This window comes from Rhodospirillaceae bacterium (assembly GCA_016712715.1).
In the GTDB taxonomy this organism is placed as follows: Bacteria; Pseudomonadota; Alphaproteobacteria; order Dongiales; family Dongiaceae; genus Dongia.
The window spans coordinates 1,032,119-1,053,582 of sequence record JADJQM010000001.1 but is presented as its reverse complement, the minus strand read 5'-3'; the positions used below and the strand labels follow the sequence as shown (position 1 = coordinate 1,053,582).

20 protein-coding genes are annotated in these 21,464 nt (G+C 63.4%); 9 read left to right on the top strand and 11 right to left on the bottom strand.

Annotated elements, in window-relative coordinates:
- Positions 1-78: 78 nt before the first annotated feature.
- Complete coding sequence (locus tag IPK59_05280; GenBank protein ID MBK8158206.1) at positions 79-543, bottom strand: RidA family protein; 465 nt, start codon at positions 541-543, stop codon at positions 79-81.
- Positions 544-709: 166 nt separating this feature from the next.
- Here IPK59_05280 and IPK59_05275 point away from each other — a divergent pair, with 166 nt between their 5' ends.
- Complete coding sequence (locus tag IPK59_05275) at positions 710-1,783, top strand: phosphotransferase (GenBank protein MBK8158205.1); 1,074 nt, start codon at positions 710-712, stop codon at positions 1,781-1,783.
- Positions 1,784-1,945: 162 nt separating this feature from the next.
- Entirely contained in the window at positions 1,946-3,259 is a 1,314-nt protein-coding gene (locus IPK59_05270) for an aminotransferase class III-fold pyridoxal phosphate-dependent enzyme (protein ID MBK8158204.1), read from the top strand.
- Between the two features lie 90 nt (positions 3,260-3,349).
- Here the strand turns inward: IPK59_05270 and IPK59_05265 are convergent, their stop codons facing one another.
- The 4 genes from IPK59_05265 to IPK59_05250 all read right to left on the bottom strand — a co-directional run bounded on the left by IPK59_05265 (position 3,350) and on the right by IPK59_05250 (position 10,310).
- Positions 3,350-3,901: a hypothetical protein gene (locus IPK59_05265; protein MBK8158203.1), complete on the bottom strand. Its 552-nt coding sequence runs from the start codon at positions 3,899-3,901 to the stop codon at positions 3,350-3,352.
- A gap of 351 nt (positions 3,902-4,252) precedes the next feature.
- A complete protein-coding gene (locus IPK59_05260) occupies positions 4,253-7,996 on the bottom strand; it encodes a vitamin B12-dependent ribonucleotide reductase (protein ID MBK8158202.1) in 3,744 nt (1,247 codons plus the stop codon).
- Positions 7,997-8,157: 161 nt separating this feature from the next.
- Complete coding sequence (locus tag IPK59_05255) at positions 8,158-9,237, bottom strand: DMT family transporter (GenBank protein MBK8158201.1); 1,080 nt, start codon at positions 9,235-9,237, stop codon at positions 8,158-8,160.
- Between the two features lie 95 nt (positions 9,238-9,332).
- Positions 9,333-10,310: a hypothetical protein gene (locus tag IPK59_05250; protein ID MBK8158200.1), complete on the bottom strand. Its 978-nt coding sequence runs from the start codon at positions 10,308-10,310 to the stop codon at positions 9,333-9,335.
- A 189-nt stretch (positions 10,311-10,499) separates the two neighbouring features.
- Between IPK59_05250 and IPK59_05245 the strand changes: the two genes are divergently transcribed.
- The 5 genes from IPK59_05245 to IPK59_05225 all read left to right on the top strand — a co-directional run bounded on the left by IPK59_05245 (position 10,500) and on the right by IPK59_05225 (position 12,749).
- On the top strand, positions 10,500-11,000 hold the full coding sequence (locus IPK59_05245) for a GNAT family N-acetyltransferase (protein MBK8158199.1): 501 nt from the start codon (positions 10,500-10,502) through the stop codon (positions 10,998-11,000).
- 118 nt (positions 11,001-11,118) lie between these two features.
- On the top strand, positions 11,119-11,472 hold the full coding sequence (locus tag IPK59_05240; protein MBK8158198.1) for an NADH:ubiquinone oxidoreductase subunit NDUFA12: 354 nt from the start codon (positions 11,119-11,121) through the stop codon (positions 11,470-11,472).
- 72 nt (positions 11,473-11,544) lie between these two features.
- A complete protein-coding gene (gene mlaD / locus IPK59_05235) occupies positions 11,545-12,021 on the top strand; it encodes an outer membrane lipid asymmetry maintenance protein MlaD (GenBank protein ID MBK8158197.1) in 477 nt (158 codons plus the stop codon).
- Positions 12,022-12,036: 15 nt separating this feature from the next.
- Entirely contained in the window at positions 12,037-12,276 is a 240-nt protein-coding gene (locus IPK59_05230; protein MBK8158196.1) for a hypothetical protein, read from the top strand.
- A gap of 17 nt (positions 12,277-12,293) precedes the next feature.
- Positions 12,294-12,749 carry a DUF2155 domain-containing protein gene (locus IPK59_05225; GenBank protein MBK8158195.1) on the top strand — a complete coding sequence of 152 codons (456 nt, stop codon included), beginning with the start codon at positions 12,294-12,296 and terminating at the stop codon, positions 12,747-12,749.
- Here IPK59_05225 and IPK59_05220 read toward each other — a convergent pair.
- From IPK59_05220 to IPK59_05205, 4 genes are all read right to left on the bottom strand, one after another.
- Positions 12,683-13,372, bottom strand: a complete 690-nt coding sequence (locus IPK59_05220) for a leucyl/phenylalanyl-tRNA--protein transferase (GenBank protein ID MBK8158194.1) — start codon at positions 13,370-13,372, stop codon at positions 12,683-12,685. The two genes, IPK59_05225 and IPK59_05220, sit on opposite strands and share 67 nt — an antisense overlap.
- A gap of 63 nt (positions 13,373-13,435) precedes the next feature.
- Positions 13,436-14,770 carry an acetyl-CoA carboxylase biotin carboxylase subunit gene (gene accC, locus IPK59_05215; GenBank protein MBK8158193.1) on the bottom strand — a complete coding sequence of 445 codons (1,335 nt, stop codon included), beginning with the start codon at positions 14,768-14,770 and terminating at the stop codon, positions 13,436-13,438.
- A gap of 19 nt (positions 14,771-14,789) precedes the next feature.
- Positions 14,790-15,227, bottom strand: coding sequence for an acetyl-CoA carboxylase biotin carboxyl carrier protein (accB, locus tag IPK59_05210; GenBank protein ID MBK8158192.1), 438 nt, complete (start codon positions 15,225-15,227; stop codon positions 14,790-14,792).
- Complete coding sequence (locus IPK59_05205; protein MBK8158191.1) at positions 15,224-15,637, bottom strand: 3-dehydroquinate dehydratase; 414 nt, start codon at positions 15,635-15,637, stop codon at positions 15,224-15,226. Before IPK59_05205 ends, accB begins: the two co-directional genes overlap by 4 nt.
- A 263-nt stretch (positions 15,638-15,900) precedes the next feature.
- On the opposite strand from IPK59_05205, the gene IPK59_05200 reads away from it, so the two are divergent.
- Complete coding sequence (locus tag IPK59_05200) at positions 15,901-17,589, top strand: transporter substrate-binding domain-containing protein (GenBank protein ID MBK8158190.1); 1,689 nt, start codon at positions 15,901-15,903, stop codon at positions 17,587-17,589.
- A gap of 3 nt (positions 17,590-17,592) precedes the next feature.
- On the opposite strand, the gene IPK59_05195 is transcribed toward IPK59_05200, so the two are convergent.
- Both IPK59_05195 and IPK59_05190 read right to left on the bottom strand, forming a co-directional pair.
- Entirely contained in the window at positions 17,593-18,402 is an 810-nt protein-coding gene (locus IPK59_05195) for a thioredoxin domain-containing protein (GenBank protein MBK8158189.1), read from the bottom strand.
- 64 nt (positions 18,403-18,466) lie between these two features.
- Positions 18,467-19,852, bottom strand: a complete 1,386-nt coding sequence (locus IPK59_05190) for a M48 family metallopeptidase (protein MBK8158188.1) — start codon at positions 19,850-19,852, stop codon at positions 18,467-18,469.
- A 62-nt stretch (positions 19,853-19,914) separates the two neighbouring features.
- Between IPK59_05190 and IPK59_05185 the strand changes: the two genes are divergently transcribed.
- A complete protein-coding gene (locus IPK59_05185) occupies positions 19,915-21,456 on the top strand; it encodes a gamma-glutamyltransferase (protein ID MBK8158187.1) in 1,542 nt (513 codons plus the stop codon).
- Positions 21,457-21,464: the final 8 nt, after the last annotated feature.

Genomic DNA, 21,464 nt, shown 5'->3' with positions numbered 1-21,464 from the left:
CAACGAGCGCGTTGGAAACTCCCTCGACCCGCTTGCGGGGAGAGGGTCGGGGTGAGGGGTATTCTCAGTCTCGATCCCTCACGCAATCTCGACAATCGCGTCGACTTCGACGGCGAGGTTGAGCGGCAGCACGTTGACGCCAACCGCCGAGCGGGCATGCTTGCCGGCCTCGCCGAACACTTCGACCATCATGTCGGAAACGCCGTTGGCGACCTTGGGCTGTTCGGTGAAGCTGTCCAGGCAATTGACGAAGACGCCCAGTTTGCAGATGCGCTTCACGCGGTCGAGATCGCCCAGCGCCAGCTTCAGCTGCGCGATGATGTTGAGCCCGCACATCCGTGCCGCCTGCGCCGCCTGCTCGGTCGAGAAGTCCTGACCGACCTTGCCGATGAACTTGAACTCGCCATTCCACACGGTGACCTGGCCCGAGACATAGGCGGTGTTGCCGGCGATCACGACCGGCACGTAATTGGCGACCGGCACCGCGGCCTTGGGCAGTTCAATGTTGAGTTCGGCCAAGCGGGCCTCGATTTTACCAGCCATGATGCGCTCCTTGGGGGCTTGTCTGATGGATTTCGGGGCGATCCTAGCCGGTCGGGACGCAGCAATCCAGCCTTCCGCATCCCCGACAAATTTGCAGCGAGGCCCTGAGAATCCCGCTATAACAGCCACCACTTGCCACCATCGACAGCGCCTGTGTGGATTTTGCATGCCAGCCGTTCAATCATCGCCCGTTCCTTCGTCGCCTGGCGAGGCGGATTCCCTCTCGGCCCCGCCGCCGGTCTTCAGCGAAGTGGACGCGGCAGCTCTCGCCCGGCAGCATTTCGGGGTCGATGGCACCGCCAGCAAGCTCACCAGCGAGCGCGACGCCAATTTCCGCATCAGGACAGCGACCGGCGAGAGCTATGTGCTGAAGCTCTCCAACCCGGCCGAGGAACGGCTGGTCACCAACCTGCAGACCGAGGCGCTGCGCCATGTGGCGGAAAAGGACCCGGATCTGCCCGTTCAGCGTGTCTTCCGCAATGCTTCCGGCACCTATGAGGAGATCCTGCCAGATGCTGCCGGCCAGCCTTTGGTGCTCCGTCTCTTCTCCTATCTCGAAGGCGAGCCGCTGCATCTCGCCCCGCGCAGTGCCGCCCAGCGGCGGAATCTGGGCAGCAACCTCGCGCGCCTGACCCGCGCGCTGGCGGACTTCACCCATGCCGCCACGCATCATGATCTGCAATGGGACATCAAGCATGCGAGCCGCCTGTGGCAGTTGACCCCCCATGTCGAAGCGGGAGAGAAGCGACAACTGGTCGAGCGCGTGCTCACCGATTTCGACCGGCATATGACACCGGTGATGGCAAACCTCCGCACCCAGTTCGTCCATAACGATCTCAACCCCTATAATGTGCTGGTCGACAGTCAGGACCCGGCCAAGGTCGCCGGCATCCTCGATTTCGGCGACATGGTATGGACGCCGCTGGTCAATGATCTGGCCGTAGCATCCTCCTATCAACTCGCTTTGGAAGGTGACCCGCTGGCCGAGGCAGGCGATCTCATCGCCGCCTATCATGGCGTCCTGCCGCTCCATGAGATCGAGCTCGATCTCCTCTACGACCTCATCGCGGCACGGCTGGCGACCACGGCCACGATCACCAGCTGGCGCGCCGCGCGCTATCCCGAGAACAAGGACTACATCCTGCGCAACGCGCCGCGCGCCTGGGCGGGTCTTGCCGCCTTCGCCGCCATGCCGCGCGAACAGGCCCAGGAAAATCTGCGCCGCGTGTGCGGTATCTAAAGGGGACCAAGTTGCTTGAAACACCCCTCACCCCGACCCTCTCCCCGCAAGCGGGGCGAGGGGGTTTCCATCGAGCTCGTTGCAGCGCCCCTCGCCCCTTTGGGGAGAGGGGTTGGGGTGAGGGGACTTCCGCGCAGATTAGGGAATTCAGGAGATAGCAAGATGGCGATGGTGAATCAATATGTGCCCGGCCGCGAAGGCGATATCAGCGCGGCCGACGCAGCCCTCATCAAGCGGCGGGAAAAGCTGCTGGGCCCGGCCTATCGCCTGTTCTACGAAAAGCCGCTCCACATCGTGCGGGGCGAGGGCGTCTGGCTCTATGATCCCGACGGCAACGCCTATCTCGACGTTTACAACAATGTGGCCTCGGTCGGCCATTGCCATCCCAAGGTGGTGGCGGCCCTCACGAAACAGGCCGGGATCCTCAACACCCATACGCGCTATCTGCACGAGACCATCGTCGATTATGCCGAGCGCCTGCTCGCCAAGTTCCCGGCAGCCCTCCAGCATGTGATGTTCACCTGCACCGGCTCGGAAGCCAACGACCTCGCCTTGCGCATCGCCAAATCCTACACCAAGGGCACGGGCGTCATCGTCACGAAACTCGCTTATCACGGCCTGACCGTCGCCATCTCGGAACTCTCGCCGTCGCTGGGCGATTATGTCGAACGCGGTCCCCAGGTGAAGCTGGTGCCGGCTCCCGACACCTACCGCATCGCGGGCGATGTCGGCGCTAACTTCGCCGCCGGCGTCAAGGCGGCGATCGCCGAGATGCTGGCGCAAGGGATCAAGCCCTGCGCCTTGCTGCTCGATGGCATCTTCTCCAGCGACGGTGTCTTCCCGGGCGAACCCGGCTCCCTCAAGGAGGCGCGCGACGCCATCCGAGCGGCCGGCGGCATCTACATCGCCGACGAGGTGCAGCCTGGCTTTGGCCGCGTCGGCCCCGATTTCTGGGGCTTCGCGCGCCACGGCCTCGTGCCGGACATGGTCACGGTGGGGAAACCGATGGGCAACGGCCACCCGATGGCGGCCGCCATCATGCAGCCGCACATCGTCGAGGAATTCGGCCGCCGCTCGCGCTACTTCAACACCTTCGGCGGCAACCCGGTCTCCTGCGCCGTGGGCCTTGCCGTGCTCGACGTCATCGAGCAGGAGAGCTTGGCCGAGAATGCCGGCAAGGTTGGCACCTATATGCGCGATGGGCTTGCGAAGCTGGCCACGCGCCATGAGGGGATCGGCGACGTGCGCGGCGCGGGGCTCTTTCTGGGCCTCGAATTCGTCAAGGACCGCAAGACCAGGGAACCCGACGCCGAGACGACCACCCGCATCGTCAACGACCTCCGCCGCCGCAAGGTGCTGATCAGCGCCACCGGCCCCGGCGCCAACATCCTCAAGATCCGCCCGCCTTTGGTCTTCACGCAGGCGCATGCCGACATCTTCCTCGACGCGATGGAAAAGTCGCTGGCAGGGCTTTAGGCGAGACCCAGCACTCCCCCCATCGTCATGGTACGCGAAGGCGTACCACCCACGAGTTTCTGTCCGACAACTCAGCGCTTGCCGGCGAACTCAATTATTGAGCGGAATGCTCTTACATTCTTTATTCACCGGTAAGAAGCCCTTAAAGGTGGCAATCTCGAAGATATCGTCGAACCGCGTGATGCAGTGTTGAGGCGCGTACCGGGAGATGCGGATCTCATGCTGCCGAAAACCCGTACATCCACCATGCGTGCTTGTCGCTCTGGTTAGCTCTTGTCCCGCCAGAGTGACGAGCAGGTCGCCATCTTCCACGCCGCCGCACTGACCTGTCGGCTGAGGTGCATGATAGTTGATCAGCTCGATCGAGAGTGCGCCGTGCGAAAGTTTGCATGCATAAGGGTGCTTATCCAGATCGCAAATCTCAAAGATCCCCTGTGCTGCTAGTGCAGCGCGTTCTTCTCCGCCCACATTGTAGAGGCCCAGCGTTTCGATCGCAGCGTAATCCGCTTCCGGCACGCATGTGACACGAACGAACTTGAAATACGTATCAGCTCGCGCGTTGCCGGAAATGAGCATTGCTCCGGTTAAAACGGCCACCAAGGCGTATATCAATTGTCGCGTCGAACTAACCATGTTGCTCATACTCCCCCCACAACTATCTGCAAAATGAATTGCCCCAACTCTCTAATCGGTAATTGGGGCAATTTTCGGGCTACTGCCTGATGGGCCATCTTCGCGTCAGATCATCACGGTACGCCGTCGGCCAAGGCCGACATTCGTCAGCTGTGGCGTACCACCCACGAGTTGGCGGCGATTGAAGAAAGCAAGTCGTGGGTGGTCCGCCGTCGCGGACCATGACGATTGGGTGAGATCCCAAAAGAAAACCGGGCCCGTGATGCACACGGACCCGGTGGTCATTTCTTGGCCAGTTTCAGGAGGTCGGAGGATGGGCGGTCTGGCTCGGCCACCCTTGGTTGACCTCTGCTAAAACCCTCACGAACACCCGCTCGTCGAGCCGCAGGTGGTGCACTTCATGCAGGTCCCGTTGCGCACGAGGGTGAAGTTGCCGCATTCGCCGCAGGCATCGCCCTCATAGCCCTTCATCTTGGCTTCGCGGATCTTGTCGAGGCGGCTGTCCACCGCCTGGACCACCGCGGCGCCGACCGTGGTCGATTGCATGACCGTGGTGGTGACGCTGCTCATCCCGCCGCCATTGCTGCCGTTGCTGCCACCACCCCCATTTCCACTGGCATGGGCGTGGACATGATGATGGTCATGATCATGGGCGTGGTCATGGGCCAGGGCCGTGTTGCCGATCGAGCCGCCCATCATCGAGGCATTCTTCAGCACGATGAGGTTGGAGCGCACATAGCCGGTCGAGGTGATCTTGCGCACCGCTTCGACGCCGCGGTCCATCTGCTGCTGCTTCTCCGGCAAGGCCTGCTCGTCGGCGCCGCTGCCCATGGCGTCATGGAGGAGGTCCGAGGGTTGCACGTGCGCGAGATCATTGCGGCCGAGATAGGAGACCGCCAGTTCCCGGAACGTGTAGTCGAGGATCGAGGTCGCCATCTTGATCGCATCATTGCCTTCGACCAGGCCATTGGGCTCGAAGCGCGTGAAGGTGAAGGCCTCGACGAATTCCTCGAGCGGCACGCCGTATTGGAGGCCGATCGAGATCGCGATGGCGAAGTTGTTCATCAAGCTCCGGAAGGCAGCACCTTCCTTGTGCATGTCGATGAAGATCTCGCCCAGCTTGCCGTCATCATATTCGCCGGTGCGGAGATAGACCTTGTGGCCGCCGACGATCGCCTTCTGGGTATAGCCCTTGCGGCGTTCCGGCAGGCGCTTGCGGCCGGCTTCGACCACGCGCTCGACGATCCGTTCCACGATGCGCTCGGCAACGATGGGCGCGCGCGCCGCGGCCGGCGCGTCGATCACATCATCAACCGTGTCGTCATCGCCCAGCACCGACGCCGAGAGCGGCTGCGAGAGCTTCGAGCCGTCGCGATAGAGCGCGTTCGCCTTGATGCCCAGCTGCCAGGAGAGCAGATAGGCGTCCTTGCAATCCTCGACGGAGGACTGGTTCGGCATGTTGATGGTCTTGGAGATGGCGCCCGAGATGAACGACTGCGCCGCCGCCATCATGTGGATGTGGCTGTTGACCGAGAGATACCGCTTGCCGATACGGCCGCAGGGATTGGCGCAATCGAACACCGAGAGATGCTCGTCCTTCAGGAACGGCGCGCCTTCAAGGGTCATGGCGCCGCAGACGAAGGTGTTGACGGCTTCGTATTCGGCCTTGCTGAAGCCAAGGGCGGTCAGCATGTCGAAGGTCGGGCTGGCCAGCTGTTCCGGCGTAAAGCCCAACTGGCTCTGGCAGAAATCGTCGCCGAGATTCCATTTGTTGAACACGAAGCGGATGTCGAAGGCAGCTTCGAGCGAGCTTTCCAGCTTGGCGATGATCTCGTCGGTGAAGCCGCGGGCCTTCAGGCTCTGATGGTTGATATAGGGCGCGTCCTTCAGGGTCGCGTGACCCACGGCATAGCGCACCATCTCCTCGATCTGCAGCGGGGTGTAGCCGAGCGTCGTCAATGCATCCGGCACCATGCGGTTGATGATTTTGAAATAGCCGCCGCCGGCGAGCTTCTTGAACTTCACCAGGGCGAAGTCGGGCTCGATGCCGGTCGTGTCGCAATCCATCACTAGGCCGATGGTCCCCGTGGGCGCGATGACCGAGGTCTGGGCGTTGCGATAGCCGTGCTTCTCGCCGAGTGCCAAGGCCAGATCCCAGGCGTTCTTCGCGGCCTCGACCAGGCGCTTGTCGACGCAATTCTGGTGATCGAGGACGACGGGCAGGACCGAGAGGCCCTCATAGCCGGTCTTCTCGCTATAGGCCGCGCGGCGATGGTTGCGGATGACGCGCAGCATGTGATCGGCATTCTTGGCATAGCCCGGGAAGGCGCCAAGCTCGCCCGCCATCTCGGCCGAGGTCGCATAGGCGACACCGGTCATGATTGCGGTCAAGGCCGCCGTGATGGCGCGGCCTTCCTCGCTGTCATAGGAGAGGCCCATCGACATGAGCAAGCCGCCGATATTGGCATAGCCGAGACCCAGCGTGCGGAACTCGTAGGAGAGCTGGGCGATTTCCTTCGACGGGAACTGCGCCATCAGCACCGAGATCTCGAGCACCACGGTCCACAGGCGGACGGCATGTTCGTACGCCTCGATGTCGACCGAGCCTTCGGCGCTCTTGAAGGTCATGAGGTTGAGCGAGGCGAGGTTGCAGGCCGTGTCGTCGAGGAACATGTATTCCGAGCACGGATTGGACGCATTGATGCGGCCGGATTCCGGGCAAGTATGCCATTCGTTGATCGTGGTGTCGTACTGCACCCCGGGATCGGCACTGGCCCAGGCGGCCTGGCCGATCTTTTCCCAGAGGTCGCGCGCTTTCAGCGTCTTGTGGACCTTGCCGTCGGTGCGGCGGATGAGATCCCAATCACCATCCTGCTTCACGCGCTCGATGAAATCATTGGAGATGCGCACGGAATTGTTGGAGTTCTGGCCGGAGACGGTGAGATAGGCGTCCGAATCCCAATCGGTGTCATAGGTCTTGAAATCGATCTTGTCGTAGCCTTGCCCCGCGAAATGGATGACGCGCTGCACGTAATTGTCGGGAATCTTCGACTTGCGCGCAGCCCGCACAGCGGCCTTCAAGGCCGGGTTCGACTTCGGGTCGAGCTTGTTCGGGCCTTCCCCGTCATGGGCTGCCTTGATCACCTTGTTGAGGTGATAGTTGCAGGCCTGGCTGCCGGCGACGAGGGCCGCGACCTTCTGCTCCTCGAGCACCTTCCAATTGATATAGGCCTCGATATCCGGGTGATCTAGATCGACTGTCACCATCTTCGCGGCACGGCGCGTGGTGCCGCCCGATTTGATGGCGCCCGCCGCCCGGTCGCCGATCTTGAGGAAGCTCATGAGACCCGACGAGCGGCCGCCGCCCGACAGCTTCTCGCCATCGCCGCGCAGCTTCGAGAAATTGGAACCGGTGCCGGAGCCATACTTGAACAGGCGCGCCTCGCGCACCCAGAGGTCCATGATGCCGCCATCGCCCACCAGATCGTCGGAAACCGACTGGATGAAGCAGGCATGGGGCTGCGGATGTTCGTAGGCCGATTCAGAGCGCACCAGTTCGCCGCTCTTGAAGTCGACATAATGATGACCCTGGGCCGGGCCATCGATGCCATAGGCCCAATGCAGGCCCGTGTTGAACCATTGCGGGCTGTTCGGCGCACCCATCTGGCGCGCCAGCATGAAGCGCATCTCGTCATAGAAGGCGAGGGCGTCTTCCTCGGTGTCGAAATAGCCGCCCTTCCAGCCCCAATAGGTCCAGGTGCCGACCATGCGGTCGAACACCTGCTTGGCGCTCATCTCGCTGACGAAACGCTTCTCGGCCGGCAGCTTCACCAGCGCTTCCCGGTCAGCCTCGCGGCGCCACAGGAAATCCGGCACGTCGCCTTCCACCACCGGGCGCATGGCGGCGGGCACGCCGGCCTTGCGGAAATACTTCTGCGCCAGCACGTCGCTCGCCACCTGTGACCAGTCGGCCGGCACCTCGATATCCTTCAGCTGGAAGACGATCGAGCCATCCGGATTCTTGATCTCGCTCGTCGTGCGGCGAAAGATGATTTCCGAATAGGGTGACTGGCCGGCTTTGGTGAATCGACGTGCAATACGCATGTGTTGGCCCCCGAATTTTTTCGGTTTATGCCCGGTCTGAACCGAATCCTCGCCCCGCTGCAGAATCTGGTTCAGCAAAACGGGGGAAAGGATTGGTTCGGCGCGTCTATATCTAGGTGCCTAGACCGGCGCCGTGACCAGATATTGATGCCGCGAGGGGCTCAGCGGCAACTAGAAAATATCAATATTTGGTGATTATTAATCTTGACGCCCATAGATGTTGAGGATGCCCTTGGTTTACGGGCCTTTCTGGGCCTTGTCGCAGCGCAAAATGCCGTAATTAACCGATTCTCATTTTTGTGACGGCCGGTGACGCTCGAAAAGATGATGGATATCAACAGGATGATCGTGCCGATCCATTGCTGCGGCGAGGTCGCTTCCCCTAGGATTAGGGTCGCCGCCACCAAGCTGATGGCCGGTTCCAGGTTGAGGGTCATGGCGGTTTCGGTCGGCGACAGGGTCTTCATCGAGCCGAACCAGCAGATCATGGCGGTGACATAGCAGCCGGTCGCCCCCAGATAGCCGAGCCAGCCCAGCCCCGTTTCTGGCAGGAATACGCCACCCACCATCGCCACATAGACCGTGGCGAGGCCAATCATCCAGAGCTGCGCCCAGAAATTGACCACCCGGGAATCGACATCGTCGAGATAGGCCCCGCCCCAGGTGACGAAGGCCGCCACCCCCAGCGAGGCGATGAGCGCAAAGGCCGCCCCGCGCCAGTCGAGGGTGATCTGGCTCGCGTCAAAGGCGATGCCGGAGAAATCGAGCTGCAGGCCGATATCCTGGCCAAGGGCAATGACCAGGCCGAGGAAGGCCGTGACGAGCAGGATGGCGCGCAACGGGCTGATCCGCTCGCGCCCCGAGAGTGCCGCGAACACCGCCACCAGCAGTGGATAGGTATAAAGGAGGATGACGGCGAGGCTCACCTTGATATAGGCGACGGAGCTTAAGTAGCCCACCGACATCGCCATCAGGCAGAGGGCGATCCACAGCGTCGCCCGCATGTTGCGCTTCGGGAGTCTGAAGCTCACCCGCGCGGCTTTCAGGATCAGGCCCAGCACGATCATCAGCGCCGTGAAGCGCGACCAGACCAGCAGCATGGGTGTGGCCCCACCCTGATAGGCGAGGCTGGCAAAGGTCGTGATCAGGCTGACGAAGATCGTGCCGACGAACAGCAGGCCCAGGGCGCCCCAATGGCTGCGGCCGGGCGATGATGACGGATGGTTCAGGATAACCCCCAACAGATGACGCCCGCTTTGCACCGGGTCGGATTTGGCTGCCGAACATGGTGCAAAGCGGATAGGTCGTCAAATGGCGAGGTCAGGCCCCCCGCTTGTCAGATGGGCAGCTTGTCCGTGGTGATGCTGACCAGCGGCACCCGCGTCCGCGCATCGACCAGCAGCTTGGTGGTCTCGGGGAAGGAGAGCGGGGCGCTGCACCGCACGCCCTGCACCAGCCCGATTTCGACCAGGTATTTGGTCTCGGCCTCGGCCTCGGCCACGAAGGAATGCGTGATCGGCTCCAAATCGACGCGCTCGAACTGGTCCTGGTACCCTTCGCTGGGAATGAGATGGGCGGTCTTGAACACCACCCGCCGCGACGCGTTGTTGCTGAGCGGGAAACGCGGGGGCGGGTTGAAGGCGGGCGCCACGCCCGCCTTGAGCGGCGGCGTCATGGTGAAGACGTTGATGAAGACCGAGGTCTCGATATCGACGGTCTTCTGCAACCGGCTCACGGGCGAGGCATCGTCCTTGATGGACATCGACCAGTTGACCGCGAGGCGCGGCAGCTTGACCTTGGCGATCGACAGCTTCCCGTCGCTCACCGCGTCCGGCTGGAAGATGGCGAAGAAGGACATGGCCATGCTGAACGGCGTCTGCCGTTTCTCGCCGGCCGGCACATTCACAAAGCTCCACAGATCGCCAGTCGTGCGGGGATTGACATTGGGCACACCCTCGACCGGGGCATTGTTGAGATAGGTCTGCTGGTACTCATATTCCTGCCGGCCGCCGACGCGGAACATGCGGTCGGGATCATTGGGCACATAGACCCGCGCCAGGCGCCTGAGGCCGAAGAATTTGGGCCCCAGGAAGGGCGCTGTGAAGGCCTGGCTGTGATCGAAGAGATCGGCCATCCGGCCCTCCCGCAAGGTCATCAGCGGCTGGCTGCCATTCACATAAGTGAGGGATTCATCGTCATCGACCATGCCGTGCCTGGCGAGCTGCAACAGGTCAATCACTTCCTCGGCGGAATACTGCGCCTTCATCTCAAGGCCATTATGCGCCGCGCCGTCACTCTCTTTACGCTCAAGCATGCGTTCGCTTCCCTGTCTATGCCCTCGACCAGCGAGGGGCGTTGTGGTGGCAGCAACGCTAGAAAGGCTCGGCAGGAGGCGCAAATGATGATTGTGCGTTATGTGGCGGCGATCACAGGTTTTCCGCAACCGGCGACGGCAGACGCACGAAGCTCGACCATGTATTGTGCGCTTTGAAACGATACCTTTATGGCCGGACCGACCTTGTCATCCAGCGACCCACCCGCCTTCGAGATTCGCCGCGCCGGCATCAGCGATGTGCCGGATCTGGTGCGCCTCATCCATGCGGGCTTTGCCGAGCAGCGCAGCCTCGACCCGCCGTCGAGCGCCGACCGGGAGAACGTGGCGGACCTGACCGCGCGCCTCTTGGAAGGGACGGCCTACCTCGCCGTGGCGGGTGCTACCCGCATCGGCTGCGTCGTCGGCCAGCGCCATCCCGACTGTCTCTATATCGGGCGCCTCGCGGTTCTGCCGGCCTGGCGGCGGCAGGGGGTGGCCCAGGCGCTCCTCCGGGCGATCGAGGCCCATGCCCGGGAAACCGGCGAAACCTTGCTGGAACTCAATGTCCGCCTGGTCCTTCCCGGGAATATCCGCCTGTTCGAGGCGGCCGGATTCCGTATCACCGAACAGCGCAGCCACCCCGGTTTTGCCATTCCCACCTACCATGTCATGCAGAAACGCCTGGATTAGCCCGGATTCCCTTTCCTTGCCTGGGAAACGGCCGGATTGTATAGTCCCGCCGGAGTTCTTAACCTGTTGCACTTATTGGCCCTTCTGGGCCGGTGCAACCCATGACGGCGAATCAGGAATGAGCATCGGTACGCGGCTTTTTACTTGGTTGAATGGCGAGTTGGTCGGCAGCGACGAATTCGGCAACAAGTATTATGTGCATCGTCGCAACAAGGGCCAGAAGCGGCAGAAGCGGTGGGTGCTCTATAACGGCGAGGCGGAAGCAAGCCGCGTCCCCCCGGAATGGCATGCCTGGCTCCATGCGACGACAGCCGTGGCGCCCACCACCCGCGCGCCGGCCAAGGCGTGGCAGAAGCCCCACGAGCCCAACCACACGGGCACCGATCTCGCCTACCGGCCGCCGGGCCACACCTTGCTGGGTGGTCACCGCGCCAAGGCCACCGGCGATTACGAACCCTGGTCCCCCGTTTAAGGCGCCCCGCTCTAAGGCGATCTGCCAGCCGATCCGGATCCACCCATTCAGCCAACCGCCAAGGTTCCATCCATGCAGCGCAACGTTCTTGAAACCATCATGGGTGCCGTGGTGCTGGTGGCCGCGGCGGTGTTTCTCTATGTCATCTACAGCGGCAGCGGCATCAAGGAAGATCGCGGCGGCTATCAGCTGACCGTGCGCTTCGATCGCGGCGGCTCGGTCCTGCCCGGCACCGATGTCCGCATCAGCGGCGTCAAGGTCGGCGCCGTGACGACGCAGGATTTCGACCCCAAGATGTTCCAGGCCGTGGTGACCCTCAACATCCGCAAGGATGTCGAATTGCCCAAGGACAGTTCTGCCATCATCACCAGCGACGGATTGCTCGGCAATTACTATATCAAGCTGGAACCGGGTGCCGAGGACGAGATCCTGAAGGATGGCGACGAGATCGCCTACGCCCAGGGCGCCCTTGATCTGGTCGAACTGATCAACAAGTTTGTCGTGGGCGGGTCTTCCACGTCCAAGCCGGAAGAATCCGCCACGCCGTAAGGCGGAAAGGCGATCATGAGCAAGGACAAGGCGAATACGGGTTTCGACGCGCCCGTCTGGAAACAGCCCGACGGGCAGCCCGTCTCGTGCCTCGAAAAAGTCAAAGTCCTCAACCAGAATCTGATCGAGATTCGGCAGCTGGCGCAGGATGCGCTGGAAGACGCCGTGCTGATGGGCTGCGACGAAGCGCAGATCCGCGCGGTGTTCAACGATCTCGTGGCGAAACTCGAGAATCCCTACGGAAAGAAATCATGAAATTCACGAAGGCCGGCATGGCGGCGGCGGCTCTTGCCCTTGCCACCCTGTTCGGCAGCCATGCCGCTTTGGCCATTCCCGGCGACAATGTCGTGCTGCGCGCCATGGACAAGATCACCGCCCGCGTCTCCACCATCACCGTGCCGGTGGGCGGCACGGTGACCTTCGGCTCGCTCAAGATCACCGCCAAGGCCTGCGACAAGCATCCCCCGGAAGAGACCCCGGAATCCTCGGCCTTCCTCGACGTGGTCGAGGAGAAGCCGGGCGAAGCCGCGCAACCGCGCTTCCAGGGCTGGATGTTCGCCTCCAGCCCGGCACTCTCGGCCCTCGAACATCCGGTCTATGATCTCTGGGTGCTGGATTGCACCAGTGACGAGCCGCCCGTCCAGGATCAGCCTGCCGAAGCTCAGCCTGCCGAAGCTTCGCCCGCCCCCACCAATTCCAACAGCACCGAGTCCGGCACCTCGGAATAGAAGGAGGCTGGCTTTGCCAGCGCCTGGTTGAGCAGCATCCGGTAATCGTCGCGCGGGATCTCGATGGTACCGAAGCGGCTCAAATGCTTGGTCACGAATTGCGTGTCGAGCAGCACGAAGCCGCCATGGCGCAGGCGTGCCACGAGATGCACCAGCGCCACCTTGCTGGCATCGGTCGCGCGGCTGAACATGCTCTCGCCGAAGAAGGCGCCCCCCAGGCTGATGCCATAAAGCCCTCCCACCAACTCCGTGCCCTGCCATACTTCCACGCTGTGGGCATGGCCCATGACGAAGAGCTGGCGGCAGAGATCGAAGATCGTGTCGTTGATCCAGGTCTGCCCGCGGCCCGGCGCCGGGGCGGCGCAGCCGACGATGACTTCCTCGAAGGCCTGGTCGCAGGTGACGCGGAAACTGCCCTCGTCACAAGCCAGGCCCTGACGGACCGCCTTCTTCAAACTGCGCGGGATGTGGAATTTCTCGAGCGGCAGGATGCCGCGCTGCTCCGGGTCGATCCAGTAGAGTTCGGGGTCGTTGCGCGCCTCCGCCATCGGGAAGATGCCGATCGCATAAGCGCGCAGCAGCATCTCTGGCGTGATCTTCGGCGGTTTGACCCTGTTGGACATCTTGACCTCTGCTGTCCCGGCGCAACCCCATGACAGGGAGAGTGCCGGACCTTTGGCGCAGCGTCAAATGCCGACGAATTTCTCCAGCCAGCGGATGTCGTAATCGCCGTTGATGAAGTCCGGGGCCGTGACCAGGCGCTGGTGCAGCGGGATGTTGGTTTTCACGCCCAGGATGACCATTTCCTCGAGCGCGCGGCGGGCCCGCATCAGGGCCTCGTTGCGGGTCTTGCCATGGACCACCAGCTTGGCGATGAGGCTGTCATAATTCGACGGCACCTTGTAGCCGGCATAAAGCGCCGAATCGACGCGCACACCGAGGCCGCCCGCGGCATGGAAGTCTGTGATGAGGCCCGGCGAGGGCATGAAGGTCACCGGATCCTCGGCATTGATGCGGCATTCGAAGGCGTGACCGGTGAAGGTGATATCCGACTGGCTGAAGCCCAGCGGCGCACCGGAGGCCACCCGAATCTGCTCGCGCACCAGATCGATGCCGGTGATCATTTCCGAGATCGGATGTTCGATCTGGAGCCGCGTGTTCATCTCGATGAAATAGAACTTCCCATCCTGGAACAGGAACTCGATCGTCCCCACCGAGCGGTAGCCCATGGCCTTGACGGCCTTGACCGCGATCTCGCCGATTTCGGCGCGCTGGTCGGCATTCAAGGCGGGCGAGGGCGCTTCCTCCAGCACCTTCTGGTGCCGGCGCTGCAGCGAACAATCGCGCTCGCCGAGATGCCCCGCATTGCCGTGCTTGTCGGCCAGGATCTGGATCTCGATATGGCGCGGATGGGAGAGGTACTTTTCCATGTACATCTGGTCGTTGCCGAAGGCGGCCTTTGCCTCGGCCTTCGCCATGGCCAAGGATTCCATGAGTTCGCCCGGATTGTTGGCGACCTTCATGCCCTTGCCGCCGCCGCCGGCGGCGGCCTTCAAGAGCACCGGATAGCCGGTCTCCTCGGCGATGCGCGGCGCATCGGCGTCGGTGACGGCGCCGTCGGATCCCGGCACGCAGGGAATGCCGAAGCGCTTGGCGGTCAGCTTCGCCTCGACCTTGTCGCCCATCTGGGAAAGATGATCCGGCGACGGGCCGATGAAGGTGAAGCCATGCTCCTCGACCATGGACGCGAACTTCGCATTCTCGGACAGGAAACCAATGCCGGGATGAATGGCGTCGGCGCCGGTGATGGTGGCTGCCGAAATGATCGCGGCCATGTTGAGATAGGAATCCCGCGACGGCGCCGGGCCGATGCATACGGTCTCGTCGGCGAGGCGCACATGCATGGCATCGGCATCGGCCGTCGAGTGGACGGCCACGGTGCGGATACCCATCTCGCGGCAGGCGCGGTGGATGCGCAGCGCGATTTCGCCGCGATTGGCGATGAGGACTTTTTCAAACATCGTCGCGGCTGATCCTTGGTTACTCGATGACGATGAGCGGTTCGCCGAATTCGACCGGCTGCGCGTCGTGGATGAGGACTTCCTTGACCACGCCGTTTGCCGGGGCCGAGATCGGGTTCATGACCTTCATCGCCTCGATGATCAGCACCGTCTGGCCCTTGGCGACCTTGTCGCCGACCTTGACGAAGGGCGTGCCACCGGGTTCCGACGACAGATAGGCCGTGCCGACCATGGGCGAGGTGAGGGCGTTCTTGGCGATCTCCGCCTTGGCCGGGGCTGCGGCCGGTGCCGTCACATTGGCGACCGGTGCTGCGTGCACGACCGTGGCGGGCGCTGCCTGCGAGGTGACGCGGATGCGTTGCCCGTCTTTTTCAAGTTCCAGCTCAGTGAGGCCGGTTTCCTTCAACAGCGATCCCAGCTTGCGGATCAGCGCCTCATCTATATCGAACTTACTCATGCGCGTGCCTTCTTCGGAGTGATCAGATTGGCCATCGCCTCAAGCGCCAGAAGATAGCCCTGGGAGCCCAGCCCGCAAATGACGCCGGTGGCGGCCTGCGAGACGTAGGTCTGATGGCGGAACGGCTCTCGCCGATGGATGTTGGAGAGATGCACCTCGATGACCGGCAATTCGGTCACCAGCAGCGCATCCAGGAGGGCGATCGAGGTATGGCCGTAGGCCGCCGGGTTGATGATGATGCCGGCATGGCGCCCCCGCGCCTGCTGCAGCCAGGTCACCATCTCGCCTTCGATGTTCGACTGCTTGAACTCCAGCCCCAGGCCCAGCGCCTTGGCCTTCTTGGCGCAGGCGGCTGCGATGTCGTCGAGCGATTCCCGCCCATAGACCTCGGGCTGGCGTACCCCCAGCATGTTCAGATTCGGTCCGTTGAGGACGAGGATGGTCGGCGATTTGGCCAAGATCGAGATTCCCCAATGAATTCGCGCGGTAAACCGGCGATTTGAGGCCCTTATAGCCGCGCCTGAAGGGGAGGGCAACCGGTGCGGGCAGGCCGGTTTTGGGATCCTGCCTCGATCCTGTTTAATGTGGTGCACAATTTTTTAATATGAGGCACAATTATGTGACTTTAGTCCGGAAGTTTAAGCCGGCGCCACGAGATGCTCAGGGGGTGAATTTGGCCAATTCGGAGGGGTCTCCCGAGGCCCGCGCACTTGATTCCCGGCTGGTCGAGGCTGGCCTCGAGGGTCTGGAGAGCCTGCAGCACGGCATCGCCCGTGTGCTCGATGCCCAGACCCTGTCCCTGGGTGAGATCGCCGAGCGCAGCCAGCGCATGAGTTCGGCGCTTGAGCAATCGACCGAGGCGGTAATGGCCAGCGGGCGCATCGCCGGCGATCTCCGCCAGTCGCTGGCCGCCGAAATGGCCGCCGTCGTCGCCAACATCAAGGCCGAGCTGGAACAGGTGGTGTCGGCCATCGAAAGCAAGGCCGGCGACGCCCACAAGGTCCTGCGCGAGATCGAGAGCATTGCCAAATCGGTCAACCTGCTGGCGCTCAACGCGACCATCGAGGCGGTCCATGCCGGCGAGCAGGGCAAGGGATTCGGGGTGGTGGCAAGCGAGGTGCGCCAACTGGCACAGCGCACCATGCAGAGTGCCAAGGAGGCCGGGCGCAGCATCGACCTCACCGAGGTGCAGAACCGCGTCGCCGGGACCGCGACCAAATCCGACCACATGCTGCAGGATATTTCGGACCATCTGGCACGCGAACTCGACCGGCTCAACGGCAATTTCCACACCATCAATCAGCGCATCGACGAGTTGAAGGACAATAACCGGGTCATCTCCGTCGCTGTCCCCCAGGCCACCGCGCGCAACGAGGGCGTCGTCGGCAAGTCACGCTGGTCGATGCAATTGGCCGAGGAACTGGCTTCGAGCCTGGAGCAGGGGACCGATGCGGTGCGCGCCGTTCTGCAGGCCCATCATCTGCCGAGCAGCCGTGATTTCGACCGCCTCGCCGATATCCGCCGCCGCGGCAAGATCCGCATCGCGGTCGAGCCGGCCTTTGTCGGCCTGTCCTTCCGCCTGCGCCCGGGTGGGCCGCTCACCGGACTCGACATCGACTATGCGACGGCCTTTGCGAAATGGCTCTGCGTGAAGCCGGACTTCGTCGAATATCCCTGGGACCAATGCACCGAGCTTCTGCATCTCGGACCACAGCCTGGCGAAGCGCCGGCCGATCTGGTGTGGAGCGCGCTCCCGCCCAACGCCGCCTATCGCGGCACGGCCTTCTCGGAAAGCTACACCTATCTTCATTACATCCTGGCGCGACGCGCCGGCGACATGGAGGTGCGCGGGATCGGCGATCTCGGTGGCAAGGTTCTCGGCTGCATCAACGATCCCGGTGCCTTCGCCACCCTGGAGGCAGCCGGCATCCGCTGGGGGGCCAATGCCGCCAAGCCCGGCGGCAAGGTGCGCCTTGCCAACCTCATCGCCTATTCCGACCAGAGCCAGATCCATGATTGCCTGGTGAACCGCGTGGTCGATGCCTTCGCGGTCGACCAGCCGATCTATTATTGGGCGGCGACCGGCGCCGAAAGCCGCTGGCGCGGCAAGATCGAGTTGCTGCCAGGCAATCTCGCCGGGGCACCCTGGTATTATGCGGTGGGTGTCGCCGCCACCGCCGCCGGCCACGACCTGCTGGCCAAGGTCAACGAGTTCATCCGCTGGTTCAAGGACCAGCCGGAGCGGGTGGCCCTTGAGCGGAAATGGCAGGGCGAGCCCGTCATCGGCACCAGCACCTATCGCGACGAGCCGGGCAATCTCCCGGGCGAAGCGGAACTCGCCGCCTTGCGCGCGAAGCCCTGAGCCTTACGATCCCTTGCGGGCGTCCTTGATCAGGGTCTGCAGGTCCTCGATCGAGAGCGCCCCCGGCATCACCTTGTCGCCGACGATGAAAGTAGGGGTCGAGCGGATCGAGAGTGCCAGTGCGAGGTCGTGATTGGCCCTCAACTGGTTGACGATCTCATCCGATTGCATGTCGGTCACCAACTGCTCGGCGTTGAGGCCGCTGGCAGCCGCCACCGTCGCGATCGAGTTGAGATCGAGCGTGCCACGATGGGCCATCAGTGCCGTGTGGAAGGGCAGGTATTTGTCCTGCTTGGCGGCGGCGAGGGCCGCCTTCGCCGCGAGCAGCGACGGCTCGCCCAGGATCGGGAACTCCTTGAACACGATCTTGAGGCCGGGGTCGGATTTCAGCAGGCCTTCCAGCGCCGGCGTCACCTGTTTGCAATAGGGGCATTTGTAGTCGAAGAACTCGACCACCGTCACATCGCCATTGGGATTACCGGCGAAGGGCGCGTTGGCATCGGCGAAGATCTGATCCTTGAACTGTTTCACCGCCTCGACCTGGCTGTTTGCCTTGGCGGCTTCTTCCTTGGCCTGCAGGGCCTGGATCGCCTCGCGGATGATCTCCGGATTGGCAAGCAGATGGTCGGCCGAGATCTTGCCGATTTCCTCGGTCTCTGCCGCGCTGAAACCGGCAGGTGCGGGAGCTGTTGCGGCATCGGCGGATGGCGACAGTTTGCCGGGGTTGATGACGCCCAGGCTGATCGCGAGGGACGCGGCCCCCAGCGCCAGAGCGAGGACGATCGGCAGGTGTCGAAGCGGTGAGCGGGACATGTGGTCGAGCCTTGAAGTATTGGCCGCGCGGGCGGCGGCGTTGCGAAATCAGCGCCTGGGCGCGCTAGTTGTTTTCCCGGATCATCTGGGCTTCGCTGATGATGTCATTGGCCTTGATCCAGCCCGGCGAACCCACTTCCATGCCGTCGAGCGCACGCTTGGCCTGCGCCCAGGCTTCGTCGGAATCGCCCTTCGCCATGGCCTCCTCGGCCTGGGCCAGGGCCGACATCGGCAGATTGCCGTCCTTGCCATAGGCCTTGGCGAGGAAATACCAGGCGCGGCTATTGCGCGGCTCGATCGTGGTGACAGCCTCCAGATGCTTGATCGCCTGCTTGGTGAGGCCCGGATCGTCCAGCTCGATCTCGACATGTGCGAGTTCCAGGCCGATCAGCGGCTCGATCGGCAATTGTTCGAAAGCTGCCGTGTAGAGCGGCAGCGCCTCGGCGAGCTTGCCGTTCTCGAACAGGATCTGGGCCTTCTGCTCCTGGAAGAATGGATCGTTCGGATAGTCCGCCAACAGGCTGTCCATGATCGCCAGCGACTCCGGCATGCGGCTCACGCGAAACAGGCCTATGGCACGGGCGTAGCGCGCCCCGACCGACTGGTCGCTCTCCGGAAACTCCCGCTCGATCTGCGACAGCGGCCACAGATAGCCCTTGAGCTTGGCCACCATGCGTTCATGGAGCGCGATGGTCTCAGGCGAATCCTTGGCATCGGCATAGGGCGATTGGTCCACATGCTGCTGCACCGAACTGATGCGGTCGCCGGTGAGCGGGTGCGTGATCAGATAGGGATCCTGGTTCTGGCCGAGCAGGAATTGCTGACCGTCGAGCTTCTCGAAGAACTCCATCATCCCGCGCGAGGATTGCTTGGTCGCATCAAGGTAGCTCATGCCGGCCTGGTCGGCGGCGGCTTCCTGGGTGCGCGAATATTTGAGCACGTTGCGCTTGGCGATCTCGGAACCGAGCGAGGCGCCGGCCACCAGTGCCTCGCCCTTGCCGCTCGCCACCGCCGCGGCGCCGCCCAGGACCAGGCCGATGATCTGCTCGATCGTGGCATTCTCCAGCTCTTCCTGGATGCGCGACAGATGGGCGCCGGCGATATGGCCGGTTTCGTGGGCGATGACGCCCTTCACCTGGTTGGGGGTGTCGGCGCGCATGAGGAGGCCGGTATTGATGAACAGGCGCATGCCGCCGGCCACGAAGGCGTTGATCGAATCGTCATTGACCAGCAGGACGCGGATGCCGGCGGGGTCGAGCCCCGCCACCCGGAACAGCGGATCGGCATAGCCGCGGATGGTCGATTCGATCTCGGCGTCCCGGATCAGGCTGATGGGCTTGCGCGCCTGGGCCTGGACCGGCACCGGAAAGCCCAGCGCCAATACCATTAAAACGACCAAAACCGGCCGCAGCTTCCATCTCGCACTGGCTCGGTTGATCAATCCGGGCATCCTTCTCTATGCTCCCCCCGAATTAACGGTTCCCGATCATCGTCAGCAGGGCGGAGTTTACCATGTCGATTGCCTATCATAACGGCCATCCCCAGAGCGGCAAGCGCCGCCATTCCCGGCCGTCCTTGCTGTCTGCCGGGACCGCCCTGGCCGCCGTTTTGATGCCGGTTCTGCTCGGCAGCTGCGAAAATACCCGCTCGGTCGCCTCCGATGCCACCCAGATTGACGGTTTCCGGGCCGGTGTGGTGGCCGACGAACCGCGGGCGGCGCTGATTGGTCGCACGGTCATCTCCGGCGGCGGCAATGCCGCCGATGGGGTGGTGGCGGCCTATTTCGCCATGGCCGTGACCATGCCGGCGGCCGCGGGCCTGGGCGGCGGCGGCATCTGCATCGCCCACAATGCCGACGAGAAGACCACCGACGTCATCGACTTCCTGCCCCGGGCGGCGGCGGGTGGCGCGGTGGCGGTGCCGGGCAATGTGCGCGGCATGGCGGCGCTCAATGCGCGCTATGGCAAGATCCAGTTCGCGGCCCTGGTGGGGCCGGCGGAAAGCCTCGCCACGACAGGCGTCCCCATCAGCAAGGCGCTGGCCCGCGACCTCCAGCAATATGGCAGCCTGCTCACCGAGGATCCGACGCTGCAGGCGACGTTCCAGAAACTCGACGGCACGCCGCTGGGCGAGGGCGACAATATGCGCCCGGTCGATCTCGCGGCGACCCTGGGCCAGATCCGCGCCCAGGGCGTCAACAGTTTCTACAGCGGCCTCCTCGCACAGAAACTGGTCGAAGGCGCGCAGGCTTTGGGTGCCCCCCTCACCATCGACGATCTGCGCAATTACAAGGTCACCATCAGCGCGCCGCTCGAAACCCCCTTCACCGATCTCAGCCTCTATGTGGCAGCACCGCCGGCCTCGGGCGGTGTCATCACCGCGCAGGCGGTGGCGATGCTGTCGGGCGGCGACAATTCGCCGAACGGCCAGGCTGCCATCTCGCAGAACATCATGGCCGCGCGCGCCGGCTGGATGCAGCCCGATGGCAGCACGACGGTGCCGCCCGCCGATCTGCTCTCGCCCGACAAGGTGCAGGCGCTCGCCGCCCAGACCAGCGTCGGCCTGCCGCAGGAAAATACCAGCGCCGCCAGCATCGTCGCCATCGATTCAGACGGTGTCGCGGTCGCCTGCACCTTCACCATGAACGCGCCTTTCGGCTCCGCCCGCGTGGCGCCGGGCACCGGCATCGTGCTGGCGCCCGCACCCAACGACCAGGGCGTCGGCTATTCGACCCTGTCGCCGGTGATGGTGGCCAGCCAGTATAACGGCCAGGTCTATTTCCTGAGCGGTGCCGCGGGTGGCGCCGCCGGTGCCCTGGCCGAGGCGCTGGTGCTGGACGGCGTCATGAAGCGCGCCATGCCGCTCGACCAGGCGATGCAATTGCCGCGCGCCTTCGACGCCGGCGACCAGCGCTTCGATGAGAACGCCGGTGTCCGCATTGGCCGCTTGAACACCATCTTCTGCAGCGGCGGCGTGCCCTCCGATCCCGACAGCTGCCAGTTGCGCAACGATTACCGCGGCAACGGCCTCGCCTCCATCCTCGGCGAAGAATAGGGCGGGCC